This is a genomic window from Elusimicrobiaceae bacterium (assembly GCA_017528825.1).
Lineage (GTDB): Bacteria > Elusimicrobiota > Elusimicrobia > Elusimicrobiales > Elusimicrobiaceae > Avelusimicrobium.
Map to the genome: position 1 here is coordinate 31079 of JAFXOI010000035.1, position 17413 is coordinate 48491.

11 protein-coding genes are annotated in these 17413 nt (G+C 45.7%); 5 read left to right on the forward strand and 6 right to left on the reverse strand.

Features of this window, described 5'->3' with window-relative positions:
• Positions 1-10: 10 nt before the first annotated feature.
• Together IKN49_06235 and IKN49_06240 are read right to left on the reverse strand one after the other, a co-directional pair.
• A complete protein-coding gene (locus IKN49_06235; protein MBR3632635.1) occupies positions 11-1471 on the reverse strand; it encodes a hypothetical protein in 1461 nt (486 codons plus the stop codon).
• A 2-nt stretch (positions 1472-1473) separates the two neighbouring features.
• Positions 1474-2934, reverse strand: a complete 1461-nt coding sequence (locus IKN49_06240; protein ID MBR3632636.1) for a glutamate--tRNA ligase — start codon at positions 2932-2934, stop codon at positions 1474-1476.
• A 92-nt stretch (positions 2935-3026) separates the two neighbouring features.
• On the opposite strand from IKN49_06240, the gene IKN49_06245 reads away from it, so the two are divergent.
• Together IKN49_06245 and IKN49_06250 are read left to right on the forward strand one after the other, a co-directional pair.
• On the forward strand, positions 3027-4130 hold the full coding sequence (locus tag IKN49_06245; GenBank protein ID MBR3632637.1) for a metallophosphoesterase: 1104 nt from the start codon (positions 3027-3029) through the stop codon (positions 4128-4130).
• Positions 4120-5784: a hypothetical protein gene (locus tag IKN49_06250; protein MBR3632638.1), complete on the forward strand. Its 1665-nt coding sequence runs from the start codon at positions 4120-4122 to the stop codon at positions 5782-5784. Before IKN49_06245 ends, IKN49_06250 begins: the two co-directional genes overlap by 11 nt.
• A gap of 1 nt (position 5785) precedes the next feature.
• On the opposite strand, the gene IKN49_06255 is transcribed toward IKN49_06250, so the two are convergent.
• Positions 5786-6430, reverse strand: coding sequence for a DedA family protein (locus IKN49_06255; GenBank protein MBR3632639.1), 645 nt, complete (start codon positions 6428-6430; stop codon positions 5786-5788).
• Between the two features lie 262 nt (positions 6431-6692).
• Between IKN49_06255 and IKN49_06260 the strand changes: the two genes are divergently transcribed.
• Positions 6693-7907, forward strand: coding sequence for a pilin (locus IKN49_06260; protein ID MBR3632640.1), 1215 nt, complete (start codon positions 6693-6695; stop codon positions 7905-7907).
• Between the two features lie 53 nt (positions 7908-7960).
• On the opposite strand, the gene IKN49_06265 is transcribed toward IKN49_06260, so the two are convergent.
• From IKN49_06265 to rsfS, 3 genes are all read right to left on the reverse strand, one after another.
• Positions 7961-13834, reverse strand: a complete 5874-nt coding sequence (locus IKN49_06265) for a hypothetical protein (GenBank protein ID MBR3632641.1) — start codon at positions 13832-13834, stop codon at positions 7961-7963.
• Positions 13835-13908: 74 nt separating this feature from the next.
• Positions 13909-15501: an arginine--tRNA ligase gene (locus IKN49_06270; GenBank protein MBR3632642.1), complete on the reverse strand. Its 1593-nt coding sequence runs from the start codon at positions 15499-15501 to the stop codon at positions 13909-13911.
• Entirely contained in the window at positions 15502-15999 is a 498-nt protein-coding gene (rsfS, locus tag IKN49_06275; GenBank protein MBR3632643.1) for a ribosome silencing factor, read from the reverse strand.
• A gap of 98 nt (positions 16000-16097) precedes the next feature.
• On the opposite strand from rsfS, the gene rsmI reads away from it, so the two are divergent.
• Together rsmI and IKN49_06285 are read left to right on the forward strand one after the other, a co-directional pair.
• Positions 16098-16802, forward strand: a complete 705-nt coding sequence (rsmI, locus tag IKN49_06280; GenBank protein ID MBR3632644.1) for a 16S rRNA (cytidine(1402)-2'-O)-methyltransferase — start codon at positions 16098-16100, stop codon at positions 16800-16802.
• On the forward strand, positions 16780-17412 hold the full coding sequence (locus tag IKN49_06285) for a threonylcarbamoyl-AMP synthase (GenBank protein MBR3632645.1): 633 nt from the start codon (positions 16780-16782) through the stop codon (positions 17410-17412). Before rsmI ends, IKN49_06285 begins: the two co-directional genes overlap by 23 nt.
• Position 17413: the final 1 nt, after the last annotated feature.

Here is a 17413-nt window from a genome sequence, read left to right on the forward strand (position 1 = left end):
TCTCTTTGAACTATTTAAGTTTTCCCACTAAGTCTAGTGTAATATTATTCAAAGCTCCCGTCAATTGCTTTTTGGCGGTATCCACTTGGAAAATATACACAATGGGTTCTTGACGCGTTTTAGCTAAGCGATATTTTACGACGTACATCTGTTTGTGCAACGGCTCGGCAGACCATACGGCTGCATAGCCTGATGCTAATTGTGAAGCATATTTTTTCTGCAAAAATGTTTCTATCGTGCCCCGTTGCGCATCCAGTACATGCTGTTGCACAATTTGTTTAGCTAAATCTTCTTTGGTTAGGGCCGGTGCCTTTGGTGCAGGGGTCTCTTGTGCCGGCGTTTTTGCAGGGACTACCTCGGCAGAAACAGCCGTGGGTTTCGCCGCCTGCTTGTCAGGTGATTTGAACACGGTAGGTGCCGGCGCAGTTTGTTGGGGCTCTTCCGCTTTTGCAACAGCAGGTGCCTTTTGTGCCGGGGCCGTTATTTTAGTACGCAAGACCCAAGCGCTTATCATGGCCATTAGTACAATAATTCCAATCCCCACCAAACCTACCATCAACCATTTAGGTTTATTCGTAGTTTTTTGTGTTTGAGTAGGAGTGGGGTCCTTTTGTATGTCGTTGGGTGTGATAAGCACCGGCTGTGGATCTGCGGGAAGGTCCTTTTGCGTATCGGGAACTTTCTCTTCCGTTTTTATTTCTTCCGGCATTTCTTCCGGCGCTGAAGGAGGAGGGGGAAGCTCTTTGGCTGATTTTTTAATCTCTTCTTGTTCCAAAGTGGCCTGTGTCTTACGGTCTGCTTCTTCTAGCGTAGAAATAGATTCTTCTTTCTTTGTTTTAGGAGTAAATTCGTCAAACGGATCTTCTCCCTCTGCCATCGGTTGCCCACCGGTAACGGGATCTGTCTTTTCAAATTGTTTTTCCAACACACGAGCCAAATTCATATCGGAATTTGCTTTCGGATCCGGCATTCCCAAAATGTTACCTAAATCTCCCGTGCGCATCGTGTTAAAATACTCTTCGATAGGACTGGCCTGCCCGACAGTTTGTGTAACCAATAAAGGCTGTTCTTGTCCGGCGGCCTGAGTACCCTTTGCGGAGGTATCGTTTTCAGCGTTTGGTTGTATGTTGGGAGAAGTTTCCGTAAATTGATCTACGGGAGTGGTTAATTCTTCCGGCTCCAGCCCTTCCAGCGCACTTAAGTCATGCAGAGTTTTATTTAACTCTTCTACGAGTTGCTCAGCTCGTTCGGAAACGGGCTCTGCCGCAGGAACTTCGGCCGTTTGCTCTGTCTGAGTTGCATCCTTCCAAGAAAACTCTTCGTATTCCCGGGCAGCTTTCCAATAAGATTCTTCTTCACTGTGCTCTTGAGGGCAGACTAAACTGTGCGCACCAAACCCCTTCCGCTGTAATAATTCTTCTGCGGAAAAAGGTCCTACTACATCACCGCCCTCAAAAAGACAGTATTTCATATTTATTTACAATAGGATAATGCTTTTTGTAATCGGTTAATTACCGTCTCGCGTCCCATATATTCCAACATTTTGAATAGAGTGGGGCCATGGGTTCTGCCAGATACTGCTACACGCACCGGATGAAATACTTGGCCGGCTTTGTAGCCGTTTGTTTTGGCAAACCCGCGGGCTGCTGCTTCTAAGTTGGCTTCTGTAAATTCCGGCAATTCGCTATAGGTTTTGATCATTCCCTCTAGTACGGCTTTTGCTTCCGGTTTACCAAACACTTTGTCTAAAGCTTCTTGCTCGAACACAGGATCTTCAAAAAAGAAACGAATTAAATCCGGAATTTCCGTTAGTAGTTTATATTTTTCTTGCTCAAGTCCGACAATGCCTTCCAATTGGGCACGGGATACTTTACTGACATCAATCCCGGCTTTCTCAATAAACGGCAGGGCATAATCGGTAAGAGTAGCGATGGGTGTTTGGCGGATATATTCGCCGTTCATCCAATTCAGCTTTTCCGGATCCATTACTGCCGGACTGGGTTGGCAACCGGAAATATCAAATTTTTCTTCCAGCTCACCGGGGGCAAAGATTTGTTGGGAATCTGAAGTAGCCCAGCCGAGTAACGCCAGATAATTTTTGAGTGCTTCCGGCAAGTAACCCATATTGCGGAACTCTACCACATTGGTGGCACCGTGACGCTTGGACAGTTTTTTCCCATCTGGTCCGTGAATCATAGACAAATGGGCAAAGATAGGTTCTTTCCAACCCAAGGCACGGTAGATTTGAATTTGAGCCGGTGTGTTGGAAATATGGTCATCACCGCGAATTACATGTGTCATGCGCATCAAATGATCGTCCACCACGACCGCAAAGTTATAGGTGGGATATCCGCTGGTCTTTTGAATTACCAAATCATATAAGTCCTTACTGGCAAATTTAACGTGGCCGCGGATATCATCCCATTCTACGTCCCCTTCCGTCGGCATGCGGAAGCGAATTACATATTTGCGGCCTTGTGCCTCCAATTCTTTTTGTTGTTCCGGGGTTAAATCACGGCACTTGCCGCTGTATTTGGGGGGGCGGTGTTCGGCCAAACATTTTTGGCGATTTTCTTCCAATTCTTCTTCTGTACAATAACACTTATAAGCCTTACCTTCGGCGATTAATTGGTCAATATATTTTTTGTAAATACCTTGATCTGCACGAATGGCCTGATAATACGGAGCATCCGGTCCTTTGTTCGTGCCGTCCGGCATAGGGCCTTCGTCCCAGTTTAGTTTCATCCATTGCATGCCTTCAAAAATAGCATCGGTAGAGGCTTGTGTACTGCGTTCTTCGTCAGTATCTTCAATGCGGAGCAGAAAAGTGCCTTTGTTTTTCTTAGCAAACAGATAATTGAAAAGCGCGGTGCGTACCCCGCCGATATGTAAAAATCCCGTTGGAGACGGGGCAAAACGAACTCTGACTGTCATGTGATTCCTCGTTGTATAAAAAATTTCCTATAGATATATTATACTTATTTATGAAAAATTTTTTAAAATAGAGTAGTAGGTAGTTCAAGAATATGGAAAAAGAATTTATGGTATTTTTTGTAGTAGCAAGTATTATTTTACTCTTGATGCAAATTGCAGTAGGGCTATGGTTTTACTTTATTTTTCCGTCTATTGGTTGGAAAATGCCTGCCGTTGTGGTACCCTTGTGTATGACGTTATTTATTCGCTGGGCCATGGTTTACACCCGCACCCATTACGGAACGTTTGAAAGTTTATGTTACTATGCGGCATACATTTGGGCAGGGATTGTATTTATTGCATTTTGCATAGTCATTGCTTTTGCCCTTTTGCAACTGATAGGGTCACTCTGTCATATACAGGCGCGTGCCGTACTGGGGCCTGTCAGCATGGTAGTTTTGATGCTTGCAACGGCGCTGTCTATATACGGTGGTTGGAGCCAGCCTAAATTAAAACACATTTATCTTACCTTTCCAAATGCACCGGAGTTAACGATAGCTGTTCTTTCGGACAGCCATTTGGGAGAAGGGGTTTCTTTGGCCCGTTTTCAAAAGGCATTAACACGGATACAAGCTCAGAAGCCCGATATGCTGTTAGTCTTGGGGGATTTGTTTGAATATGGCATGCATCGCTCGCAATATGCTCAGGCTCTTAAAGATTTTCACACTCTCTATGGGACTTTTGGTGTGTTTGGCAATCACGAGTATTACATGGGATATCAAAACTCCGTTGATTTTTATCAAGAAGCCGGAGTCCGTCTTTTACAAAATCAATATGAAACATTGCCCAACGGGGTGCAAATTATTGGAATTAATGATATTAAAACTGCGCACGTAACGGAACAAATGTTGGATAACTTACTGGAACAAACAGACCCTGACAAGTTGCGCCTTTTGCTCAGTCATCAGCCGCTACTTGTGGAGGTAGCTGCCCGACATCAAATTCCTCTGATGCTTAGCGGGCATACCCATAACGGACAATTGCTCCCTTTTAATTTACTTGTCAAATTGCAATATGATTATATCTATGGACTTTATCAGACCGGCCCTCATTCAAATATATATGTAACCTCCGGTATGTTTTATTGGGGAATGCCGCTACGATTGTTTGCGCCGGCCGAGATTGCTATTTTGCACATTCAAAATCATGAAAAATAAATTATTCTTTCTATTCGTTTTCTCTTTTGTGTTACTTTCATCTGCGTGGGCAGCTGGTGAGACAGAGGTCTCTTTTGAGGATTTGTCTATTCAAGAGAAAATCGGCCAAACGCTTACGGTGTTTGTTGACATAGATAGTGCGGAGCAATTTCGTCCCGTTATCGAAAGCGGACAAGTGGGCAATGTGCTCATTCAATGGGGAAATTATTCTTTGGCCCAAACCCGCCAACTGATTGTGAAATTGCAAAAATGGGCCGCTCAAAGTCCGCATCATATTCCTCTTTTAATTTCTATCGATTATGAAGGCGGGACAGTTCATACCCCGATTACGCTCGGCTTTGACTATTTGCCAACCAATATGATGCTTTCCGCCGCCGGAGATGAGGATCTGACTGCTTCGCTAGCCTATTTAGCTGGTACAGAGCTCAAACGTACCGGAATTCATATTAATTTTTCGCCGGTATTAGATGTAAATAGTAATCCCCATAATCCTATTATCGGTGTTCGTTCTTTCGGTTCCGATCCGGCCAACGTAACCAAAATGGGCTTGGCATTAATGAATGGCTTTCAAGCGGCAGGTATTATCAGTGTGGTGAAACATTTCCCCGGGCACGGAGATACTTCGGTAGATTCTCATTATCAAGTGCCGGTAGTAAAAGCCACCGAAAAAGACTTGCGCCGTACCCACATAGAACCCTTTGCCCAATCCATTAAACACGGAGCACAGGGAGTCATGACCAGTCACATCATTTATCCGGCCTTGGATAAGAAAAATATTGCCACTTTCTCGGCTCCGATTGTACAAGATTTGTTGCGCAAACAATTAGGATTTCAAGGCTTAGTAGTAACAGATAGTTTGGATATGAAAGCGGCTACCTCTTTTTGCTCTATTGCAGAGTGTGCGGTCAAGGCCTTGCTGACGGGAAATGATTTAATTTTACTCGGCCGCTATGTCAAACCTAAAGCCACTTTTCAACGTATAGAACAACAATTGCAACACAATCCTGAGCTCAAGCAACGGGTCCAAGAATCTGCCAAGAAAATTTTTAATTTGAAAAAAGAACTGGGATTATTAAGACCGCAAGAATCAGCCCCGGCCCCCATAGACCACGCCTATCAGCAGACTTTGGAACAAATTAGCCGGCGTGCGGTTACATTGGTGCGTGACCGGGCCAATTTGCTGCCGTACACTCCTAAACTAACTAATAACCAAAAGCCCACCGTTTGCGCAGTATTTTTTGCACCGGCCCGCTTTGCAGACCAGTTGATGCCGTTTACGAAGCCTTTTTTGGAAAAGGGGTGGAATGTGCGCAGTTATAATGCGGCCTTAACGCCAAAAGCGGTAGATGCCAAGCGCGCCCGCGAATGTGCGCAAGGGGCAGATTTAGTGGTGTTAACCAGTTTGCAATGGGCCGATAAAACAAATATCAATCAGAAAAACACCATCCGTGCACTGATGGAAGAAAACCCGCGCCATGTCTTTATTTCCACGATGAGTCCTTACGATATCGCCAACTATCCTACCGCCAAAACGGTGCTGGCCACCTACGGCCTCAATAAATATGTATTACAAACTGCGGCGGATATTATTTTAGGTAATCAAAAAGCGCAGGGAAAACTGCCGGTCAAACTACCCGAAGAGATGAGTAAATAGATTACTGCTTCCGTTTCGCGGCCCATATTTCATATACGGCCGGCAATACGGAAATGACAATAATTCCTACAATCACAAAATGAAAGTGTTGTTTTATGACCGGCAAATCAGCAAACCAATACCCGCCGCCGGCAAATAAGGCGACCCATAACGCAGCTCCTATCAAGTTATAGGAAATAAAACGCAGGTAAGTCATTTTGCCAATGCCTGCCACAAACGGCGCAAAAGTGCGGATAATGGGAATAAAACGAGCTAAAATAATCGTTTTTCCGCCGTATTTTTCATAGAAATCATGGGCACGGCGCAGATGCTTTTTATTAAAAAGCCAGCTATCGGGACGGGTAAATACTTTTGGCCCCAACCATTTGCCGATTTCATAATTGACCGTATCTCCAAGCACGGCGGCGGCAAACATTACCGGTATCAGAATCCATAAATCGATGGGACTGCCCGGCCGCGAGGCCAAAGCTCCCGCCGCAAATAACAGGGAATCTCCGGGTAAAAACGGAGTAACTACTAATCCTGTTTCACAAAAAATGATGCAAAATAATAGCACGTACAGCCACGGCCCCAATGTGCCGGCCAATGCGTTTAGATACACATCTAAGTGTAGGAAGATATAGAAAATTTGCGATAAAAATTCCATGTATATATTGTAGCAAAGACGCTATATCAAAAAAATAGTCAAAATTTTCAGAGTTCCCCACACACCGTTATTTCACGCAGAAACTCTGTGAGGGTCTGCTTTTGTTGTTTCTTGTTTGTTCGTTTTCTCGTCGAGAAATAAAAAAGGCTTGACTTGTTTTTTTTTTTTGCTACGATTTCTTAGAACGCCGCTGTTTTCAAGGCACTTGCTTGTGAAACGTTGCATTACGGGCGTTTTAAGATGATTAAACAGGAGAATAAAAATGTCAAGGAAAGCCTTTACTTTAATTGAATTACTAATCGTAGTTCTGATTATCGGAGTGTTAAGTGCTATTGCTATCCCGATGTATCAAGGAGCAGTAGATAAAAGTCATTGGAGTACCATGCTCCCCGGAGCCAAAGCGATAAAAGACGCGGAAGAAGCATTTAAGATGTCCAATGACGGATATACCAGTGAAATGGGAAATCTTGATGTGACTATGGAAAATAGTGATTTAACATTTAATTTAATCACCCCCAATAACACCTCTGACCCTAATGTAATCAGAGTAACGAATAGCAAACTAGCCAATGTCAGACTAGCCAGTTACTTAAATGACAATCCAAAATTTGCCGGACAACTACATTGTGAAGCAGTCACCGGAGACGAAAGAGCAAACCGACTTTGCGGTGGTTTGTTACAAGGACAAGAATTAACTTCGGCTGATGGTTATACGGGTTATTTGTTAGACCAATCTATTGATAAAGCCACCTGTGATAATGCCAGTCGCTCTTGGAGCACAAGTAAAACAAAATGTTATAAAGATACTGCCACTCGTTGTACAGATTTAGGTATGGGTGTAATTGCCAGTATGGATGATCAGTGCGGATATGAAAATGGCGTTAGTGGACAGGTAGTTGGTGCAGAAGGAATTTGTATAGCTACGGGTGGCAATTCTTGTAACGGCGTTATTGTAAAAGATGGTGGAAAATGCCAAGGACAAGGAGCCGAGTGGGCGTGTCGGGGAGCACACATACAAGAGGGAGGTGTTTGCATTGGATGCAGAAATCCTATTATAGAAGAAGGCGGGGTGCTCTATCATTCCAATGGTGGGGCACGCATTCAACAAGGTGGCGCGTGTGTGGCGACCAAGGACACGACTACTGGTGATCCCTGTAGAGATTCTGCGGTAAACGGAGGAGCCGTCATTTGTAATACGGCTCAAAAAAACTATTGCGGTTATGGTGCAACTTTTGATAATGGCGGAATTTGTGTAGCCAATGGACTTGGCAATGCTTGTTGGGGTGCAACACTTACAAATAATAGTATTTGTTATGCAAATGTAGCGAATAGTACATGTGACACGTCTCAGTACGCCCACGTCTCTTATGATGAAACCTCTTGTTGTTGCGGAGACTACTGCGGAGCTTCTCGTCAGTGTTCGTCTGCACGCTGTGCAGAGGCTATTGCTCCATATCAAAAGTATTTAGACGAATAAATATTGTTCTCTATAAAAAACCCCCGCTCAGTAGTTTAGAGCGGGGGTTTTTTCTATTTCACTTCCAATTGATTGGTTGCGGTGTGTGCGGCAAATTCCGGCGCATACATGGATTGTATCTGCGCGGGCAGTGCGTGGTAAACACCGGGCAGCGTAGGCCGTAAAGTATAGCGCAAGGTGTAAGTACCCGCCGGAACGCGGTCGATGAAGAAATTAGTCGCTCCGTCGCGTACTTCTCGGTAGAAACTCAAGGTATTCCACGTCCAGCCGCTTGTCAAATCCGTATTTTCAAATCCGGCCGGTTTGGGATCGGCCAGCAGGACATAGTCAAACGCAGAGGAAGCGGTAACAGTCAGTTCCACTTCTACTTCACTGCCGACCGGGATTTGCTCCTGCGGTTGCAAGGCGCGTACTTTTTCCCGTCCGTCTTCCTGATATTTAAGCAGGTAGCGGCGTTGTACATTTATGACCCCTTCGGGCGAAGCGTTTGCTTGAGCAGTGGTGTACACTGCATCTAATGTGACAAAAGAGGTCAAACCGCCTTGTTTGCTGGCTTGGGCTGTATAATCTTTTTCAGAAATATCCGGGGCGGTTTTGGTCCAAGTAAGCGGTCCGCTCCAATCAAACGGTTCCACGCGAATGGATTTTTTCTGTCCATCCCATTGCAAGGAATATTCCGCCGGATCATTAAGTAGGCCGCGGCGTTGCATGTAATCAAGCAACGTGTAAATGGCTTCTGCGGTAGAGGCACTATCGCGCCAGGCCTGTGCCTTGCGGTTAAACAAAATCCATTTTACCAGTCCGGCCGCCTGCTCATCGTTTGGACGTATTTCTAACAAGGTGCGCAGGGTTGCCGTTTGAGTAGCCAAGGTGTCATTATACCATAGCCAGCTTTGCGCTTCCGGCGCAAAATACGAACCGGTAACAGGATTGGTTTGAACACGGGAAAGCACTAAATCTAAATACTCATTGGCTTTCGTTTTATTGCCTAACCGGTAATAAGCCGCGGCGGCGTAGGTTTGCCCCAGTGGGGTCATATAACGGCTATGTTTATCTGCATAAGTAAGCCACTTTTGTATGGGGGCTTGCTTGATAGATTTCCACGTCTGTGGGAAGGCAGTATATACGTAGGCTGCATATAAAGCATACGATACCGTAGAAGCATGAGGCGTGCTCTGCGTCAAATTATTTTCAATACGAGAGGACATCCACGCCAATGCCTTTTCGGCGCTAGTGCGATTTACTTCTCCTCCGTAGCGTAAAATTTGTCCGTAGGCCGCCAGTATTTTAAGCGTAATAAATTCGCTGGCCTGTCCGTCAGGCATCCAAGAGAAACCGCCTGCTTGGGTTTGGTAGGCTGATAGCTTTTGCTCTAAGCGTTTTTTGGCGGTTTCTACCGAGGACGGATCAAATAAATCTGCCAAGAATGCCTCTGATTGCACACCTCCTTTGAAAGTTTGTAACCACGGAGTTTGGCTCAGCAGTAACAAACGGGAAGGATCTTGTTCTTCCCATGCCGGTAGCTGGGTGTTTCGTTTGGGCAGTTGTCCTACGGCCTGTTGCAGTAACGGATAGGCCGTGTAAAAGGCTTGCACAACCGCCAACGGAGCATAACTGTTCACTAGGCTTAGCGCATCTTTGTAAGCAGGTTGTAACAGTTGGGGCATGGCATTGAGTACACTGCGTAGTAAACTGGGATCCAAACGCAAGGTTACTGAGGAAACGTCGCGCGTGTCATCGGGTTGGAGCAGGTTTTCCAAACGCAAAGTTTGCGGCTTATCCTCCAAGGCGGCCGTGACACTGTCTACCACGCGTGACATCGCGGGCAACAAAGGCAAGGTGCGGCTTTCGGCATCGGTGTAATTACCGCTTCGCACCGTAGCCGTAATTTGCGCCATACCCACTCCCTTCGGTACCGACACTTTCCACGTAACAGCTTGGGTGGCTCCCGCCGGTACGGAAATCGTTTGCGTGGCCTTTTCAATTCCAAAAGCGGCCGCGGCCGAGGTTCCGTCTTTCACGAGATCTAAAGTGATTTCGGCTGTGCGTTTCTTGGCAGTTGTATTGGTGACTTGTGCTACCAAAGTGCTTTGGTCTTTTCCACGCCAGAAACGAGGCAGAGACAAGCGGATCATTACATCTTTTCGGCTGACCGTTTGGGCTTGATACGATCCTATCTCTACACGCGGAGTGAATGCAAAGGCTTGTATATTCCATGCAGTCAAACTTTGCGGGAAAGTAAAAGAAACTATTGCTTTGCCGGCGGTGATGGGCAACATGGAATTAAAATAAGCCGTTTCCGCAAAATCGGTACGAGGAGTAGGCGTGTTACCAGCGGAAGCGCCCATAGCACGTTCAGATTCGGCAACGGCCCCGGCAGATTCTTCCTTCATATCGTTTACTGCCATATCCATAGCGGGGGCTGCTTTAGCCATTAACATCATGGGAGCGGCGGCTCCTCTTGTAGCGAACATACGTTTGCTTTGATAAGAGTGGTAATAGGCCTGCAAGTTTAACCGAGGCGGTCGGGGTGATTCTAAGGGATCGTACACTTGGCGGCCCGTGTAATGTTGTTGGGCATAGGTTTGGAAACGGCTATCTGAAAAATTAGCCCGTAGCGAAGCGGACGGATATAGTTTTTCCATGGATAATAACGGAGAAATAGCGGCATAATAATCCAGTGATTTGTCATAGACCCGCAGAGAAGCCTGTCCGTTAATGGGATTGGAAGCGGCGTCTTTAGCGGTTAATTTCCAAGATACTCGTTCTCCCGGTTGTACGTGGTCGGGCACATTTATGGTTAAAGACAGCGCTTGATTATCATGCGGAACTTGCACAAAAGTTTGTCCTTGATACATCTGATAATCGCTTGCTCCAAACCAACGAACATAAACGCCGCCACGCCAAGTAGGCAGAATGGGTAATTGATAAATTTCCGCACCGTCTGCTAAGCGTTCTTGTTTGGCAAGGAATTGTCCGTCATCGTATATTTCCAGTTGTTTTACTCCGTGTAAATCTTGCGCGCCTAATAAGATTTTAGCCACAGAGCCCGGATAGTAACTCTTTTCTTGCACAATCGCTACTGCCGGCAAAGCCAAAGAAGATTTGGGGGCGGCTACCACAAAAACCAATTCCGCCGTCTCTGCATTTTTAGCGCTTAATTTGATTTTATAAATACCTTCCGGTAAACTGGGCAAGTTTAACATGACAGGTTCTGATTTTTCAACCGTAACGGTGTGCGTTGACACTAAGCGCAATTCTTTGTTTTTACCATACCAGTTTTCTAACGAATTTTCCTGTCGGAAAGTGGCGGTCGGTTTCTCAGCGGAGAACACATTTTCCAACTCTATAATTTCTGCGGTAAATTTACCGGAAATAGGTTGATTGTTAATATCGGTCAGTTCTATTTCGGCTAAACTTCCGGCAGTATGTTGCTCATAAAAACCTTTTGTAAAAGAGGCCTTAAAAAATACGGTGTGTTGACTGGCTTTGTAATCGGCTGTCGTGTCAATAGCGCGGCCGGAGGCATCTCTTACGGATGCTTCTACGTGAAAAGTAGTCGGCCAAGAGGTATCTTTTCCGGCGGTGGGAACGAATGAAATTGTAAAGTTACCGTCAGAATCGGTGGTTGTTTCTCCGTGGGCAATAATTTCCGGTTGTTGAGCCGGCATCGGACGCCACCACCAACAGAAAGGACGAAAATACTGACGGGTTACTTTGTATTGTACCGGAGCTTTGACAAGCGGACTACCTACATAATAAGCCGCTTTGCCGGTAATATGAGCGGTTTTGCCATACTGCAAGGTGGCTGCTTGAGAAAGTGAAACTTCATATTCAGGACGTTTATACTCTTCTACCGCTATGTCATAATAGGCATTTGCTGTGCGGCCGTCATATTTGTAGGTGGCTTGTGCTTGATAAGAACCTAGCAATCCTTCTTGCGGCAAGGTAAAAGAAAGTTGGGCCGTACCGTAGGCATTGAGGGAGACCGTTTTGTCCAGTATGGACTGACCGTTAACGTCACGCACCCGTATTTGTACTTTTGTATGATCCGGCAGAGTTTTTAAGCCGCGTCCGGCTTCTTCTAGTCCATAAACAGCTAGTGTTACGTTTTGGCCCGGACGGTATACAGCTCGGTCACTTTCTAAGTATAAGCGTACGGGTTGAGGATTGGAAAAGTAAAAATAAACTGAATTAGTTAAAAACGCAGTACTACCCTGAGTTTCTGCTTTGGGTAAGATAAAGGACGAACGATCATTGCCATTTACATGGATGGTTTGAGGCAAAGTCAGGACGCCTTTTTCGTCGGTTGTACCGTGGCTACGGTTACCTTTCCAATCTGTAATGTAGGTAACGGCGGCATTGGGTTGCGGTTGGCCGCTTTGCAAATTCCAAGTATATATACGAAAAACGGACGGAGTGTAAGTCTGGGCTTGACGGGTATGATACTTAGCAGGGTCATCCTCAATAGCGGCTGTGACAAAAAGAGCCAATTCCGTATTGTTTAAGACTACCGCCTTCACAGGGGCTGTTTGAGGATTAAAAGTTTCATCATAGGATAAAACGGCTATATAGAACCCACGAGCTTCAAGGGGAGGAAGTTCCCAGACTTGCTTGGCAAAAGCGTGTGGCTTTTCGTAGGCAATGGATTTACTCAAATGAGAAAGCGGCGTGCGTGTAAGTAACTGGGGAATTTGGTCGCTTTGAATTTGAGTTAAATAACGCCAAGAAGTAGGAGTTTTTTCTTTGTTCCATTTTTGTAATTCTTCTTGTGTAACGGCATATAAACGCAAATATACGGTGGAGATATTGCGAGCAGAGAAAGATAAGCGAGTGTGTTGCGGGTCTTGGCTAAAAGCGGGGCTTTCTATGTCTAAAACCGGTTGGCGGATTTCTTGGGCTAACTGTTTGCATGACTGGCTGTAATAGTTGCTTGCTAAGGTTTGGGCAGTCCAGTCGCATAGTTGGACGGCTTGGATGTATTGTTGGTCTTGATTTAACAAACGGGCTGCTTTTAAGGCGGCGTAGGCTTGGCCGTAATCGGCCTTGCTGGTGCCCAGCGAGTGTATCCAACGACCTAATTTGTTCCAGATACCGGTTTGTTGGGTATATCCGCTTAAGGTTTGCAAAATTTCTATTGCTTTTTGGCGGGCTTTTTCTTGATTATCAAATGTGAAAAAGGAAGGGTAATCAAACGGCAGGGTAACACGGTCTGTTTGCCAAATCAAGCGGGCATCGGCACGATTTTTCCCTTCTAATTGGGCCGCTTCCGCCAGTAAATACTGTAACTTTTGTATGTCTTGTTTGGAAGAAGGAGCGGGCACTCTGTCCCACGAAAGCATATCTTCTGCCCGAAGGGGGGAGACGGCCTCATTTTCTAGTTGGTTTTTCCATTGTAACAGTACAAAGTCAAACAAAGTCGGAATGGCTTTTGTGTCAGTATCTTGCAGTTCTAAAATGAGCGTTTCTTTTTCAATAGGAGCTTCAATCAATTGTTTGCGTAAGGTCCATAATTGTTCAAAACTTTCATTAATTTTGTCTTGCCATTGGGCGGCACTAAGTTGCTCCAAATCCCCTTCGTCTTCGTCGGATGCGGAAAGGCCGAAACGATAGGTGTTTTGTACCCGTTGAGCTGTCTGGATGCGGTATAGCAACAGGCGCGCTTGCCACAAAGGCTGACTGGACAACTCAAACCCAAAGGCACTTTGAGCCGCCTGCATATATTTGCCAAGCATGTATTGGCAACCGACAATGCGTAATTGGACTTGATATAAAGTATCTTGCTTGGCTTGCGGCAATAAGGTTTGATACGTTTTTAAGGCCTCGCTAAAGCGGCCGTCGGCGTAATCTTTTTCGGCCTGCGCTAAAGTTTGGGCGGCCAAAGAAAGAGAGATAAAACAAGCTAACGACAAAAGAATTTTTTTCATGATTTCTCCGTGTTATATAGAAAATCTCTTTGCGCAAAGCGTCAAAGAGATTTTTTAGTTTTTCAAAAGCGCACTTACATTTTTTCGGGGGCGCTGACTCCTAAAAATTCTAATCCTTTCCGGATTCGTTCGGCCACTCGCTGGCAAATCAGCAAGCGGGAGCGTGTAAGCGGTAAATTGTTTTCATCGAGCACGCGGCAATTATCGTAGAACGAGTGGAACAAGCCCGCTAATTCCATCAGATACGTCGGCAAATGATGCGGGCTCATATCTCGCAAACAGGCCCGTAATACCGGCTTAAACCATATTAATTTAAGTAGTAAAGTGCGTTCTGCTGCGGAAAGTGGCATCACAATTTCGCCCGGTTCCCATCCTTTTTGGGCGGCTGCGGCAAAAATGGAATGGATGCGCGCGTGCACATATTGCACATAGTAGACCGGATTTTCATTGGATTGTTTTTTAGCCAGTTGAATATCAAAGGTCATTTGTGCATTGGGTGTGCGACTGGAGAAGAAAAAGCGGCAAGCATCGGTGCCTACTTCATCGACTAATTCCCGCAAGGTAATAAATTTACCGGCCCGTTTGGACATTTTCACTTGTTCACCGTTATCTAACAAGTGCACTAACTGGTGAATAATGGGGGTAAAAGATTTCTCTTCTTTGCCCAAAGCATGCACGGCGGCTTTCATGCGCGGCACATAACCGTGATGATCGGCCCCTAAAATATCAATCAGTTGGTCATAGCCACGGTCAAATTTGTTTTTATGATAAGCAATATCTGCCAAAAAATAAGTGGGGCGTCCATCGGTGCGTACCAAGACGCGGTCTTTGTCGTCTTTGGCTTCTTTATCTTGGGTGGAACCAAACCACACGGCATCGTCTTTTTTATACGCATAACCGTTATCTTCCAATGATTTTAATGCTTTTTGTACGGCTCCGGCCTGATGTAATTCGGACTCGCGGAACCAGCGCGTAAATTGCACGCGGAAAGCATTCATATCATCTTGTTGGGTTTTGATTAAATACTCCATGGCCCAACGTCCATAATCTTCTTCTTTCAAATCTTTCGGAGCCACTTTGGCCATATCAATCAGATAGGAACCATGATATCCGTTTTCCGGCGGTTCTTGCCCGTTGATGCGAGCTTTAAGAGAGGCCGCCAGCATTTGAGCTTGGTTGCCGGCATCATTAACATAGTACTCGCTATCGCACGAATAACCTAGAGCACGATAAATGCGCACCAAACTGTCGCCCAATGCCGCTCCGCGCCCAGACGCCATATGCAAAGGGCCGGTCGGGTTAGCAGAGACAAACTCAATTAAAATTTTATGCTTGGAGCCGTACGGAGAATCGGCCTCTTTAATGCGGCGGTCTAACGCCGCTAAGGTTAAAAATTTATCTTCTAAGCGGATATTGATAAAACCGGGCGCGGCGGCGGTAGCGCTGTCAATACCGTTCACTTCCTGCAGTAATGTAGCCGCCGTTTTGGCAATTTCCAAAGGGTTTTTGTGTAATACTTTGGCGGCGGACATAGCCCAGTTCAACGACAAATCTGCACCGGTATGTTCCGGCGCGGGGGAAAATTCAACTTCAGGTAAGGTGGCCCCTTGAAAAGCAGGAGCACTGGAAAGTTTGATTTCAATATCTTTTTTCAAATGGGTAAACATTTATTTCTTTTCCTTTTTGGTGGTTTTTTTAGCCGTAGTTTTCTTAGCCGGTTTTTTGACGGTTTTGGAGGTGGCTTTCTTAACCGCCGCTTTTTTTGTAGAGGTTTTTTTAGTAACAGTTTTTTTAGTGGTTGCGGTTTTTTTAACGGTTTTAGGTTTGTGATAGTTCACTTCTTTACCAAAACTAAAAATTTTATCTAAGGCGTAAAAATCGCGCGCTTCTGCCGTCATAATATGTACTAAAAAAGACCCATAGTCCGATACGCGCCACATCATGCTGTCTGCGCCATCTCGGTTTGATTTATAAATCCCGATTTTCTTAAGTTGAGTGCTGATTTCTTCTTCCACTGCTTCCAAGTGAGGTTTGGATGTCACGGTAGCCAGGATGATATAGTCACACAAAGAGGATAATCCTTGCAAATCTATGACTTTGATATTTTCCGCTTTTTTTTCATCGGCATAACGGGCAGCCAGTATAGCAATGTCCTTATTCTTCATAAAGCACCTCAACAATAGTATATCTTTAGAATAGCATTTTTCGATAGCTTTTTCTATACAATTTACAGCCAAGGGCCACAATTTTATATACTAAGACTATGTTATCTATAGTACCTACCCCGTTGGGGAATTTGCAAGATATCACCTTGCGCGCATTAGACACACTGAAAAATGCCGATTTTGTGTTGTGCGAAGATACGCGCCGTACGCAAATTTTGCTGACCCATTTTGGGATTTCTAAACCTACTGTCCGTTATAATGAAAATGACGAATCGTCCGTGCGGCGTTGCGTGGAACTGGTGCGCCAAGGCAAAAATTGCGCGTTGGTGTCTGATTGTGGCACGCCGTGTATTTCCGATCCGGGGTGGAAACTGGTGCGCAGAGCGGCGCAGGAAGGATTGCCCATTACCTCGCTACCGGGGCCCAGTGCGGCGGCTTGCGCGTTGGCCGGGGCCGGTTTTACGGGGGGCGCGTTTACCTTCTTAGGATTTTTGCCACGTAAACCCGGCAAAGCAGCCAAATTATTATCGGCCGCCTATGCACAAAAACATCCGGTAATCGTGTATGAATCTCCTTTCCGTGTCATTAAATTGTTGGAATTGATTACCGCTACGCTGGGCGAAACCACTCCGGTTGTGGCCGCGCGTGAGATTTCTAAAGTATACGAGGAATGGTTGCGCGGTACGGCAAGTGAAGTGGCAGAGAACTTACGCCGGCGCAAAAAAGTGCAGGGAGAATTTGTGGTAGTAATTGGTTTACCCGAAACACAGGAAACACCGCATGACGAAGATTTATCCTATTGAAAAAATGTCTGAAGCTGAGTTACAACAAACCGCCACCGCTATTGAAGAAGGCGCGGTGATTGCTTTTGCCACGGACACCGTATATGGCCTAGGTACTAATGCCTTTGCGGAACAGTCTATTTCCCGTATTTATCAAATTAAACAACGTCCGGCCTCGGATGCTTTGCAAATTTTGGTGGGCAGTGTGGCGCAAGCTCAGCAAATTACCCAATGGAATAAAGAGGCGGACCTTCTAGCAAAGGCCTTTTGGCCCGGAGCTTTAACATTAATTTTAAAGCCCAATCTTGCGGGAGAACCTTTGCGGCGCGGATTTGCGGGGTTGGGCCTGCGTGTGCCGGCGCATACACATTTATTGCGTCTGCTGACCGCCATGTCAGTGCCTTTGGCTTCTACAAGTGCTAATTTGCACGGGCAACCGGTCTTAACCACGGAGCAGCAAGTGGTTGAATTTTTAGAGGGGAAAGCGGATTATATCTTAACAGGAGGAACACTCTCTGCCACGGCCTCGTCCGTAGTGGATTTGACCGGGGAGCCTGTTTTACTTAGAGAAGGAGCGGTGTCTCGCGCTCGGCTGGAAGAAACCTTGCGCAAATCTCTAAAAGAGTTATAAT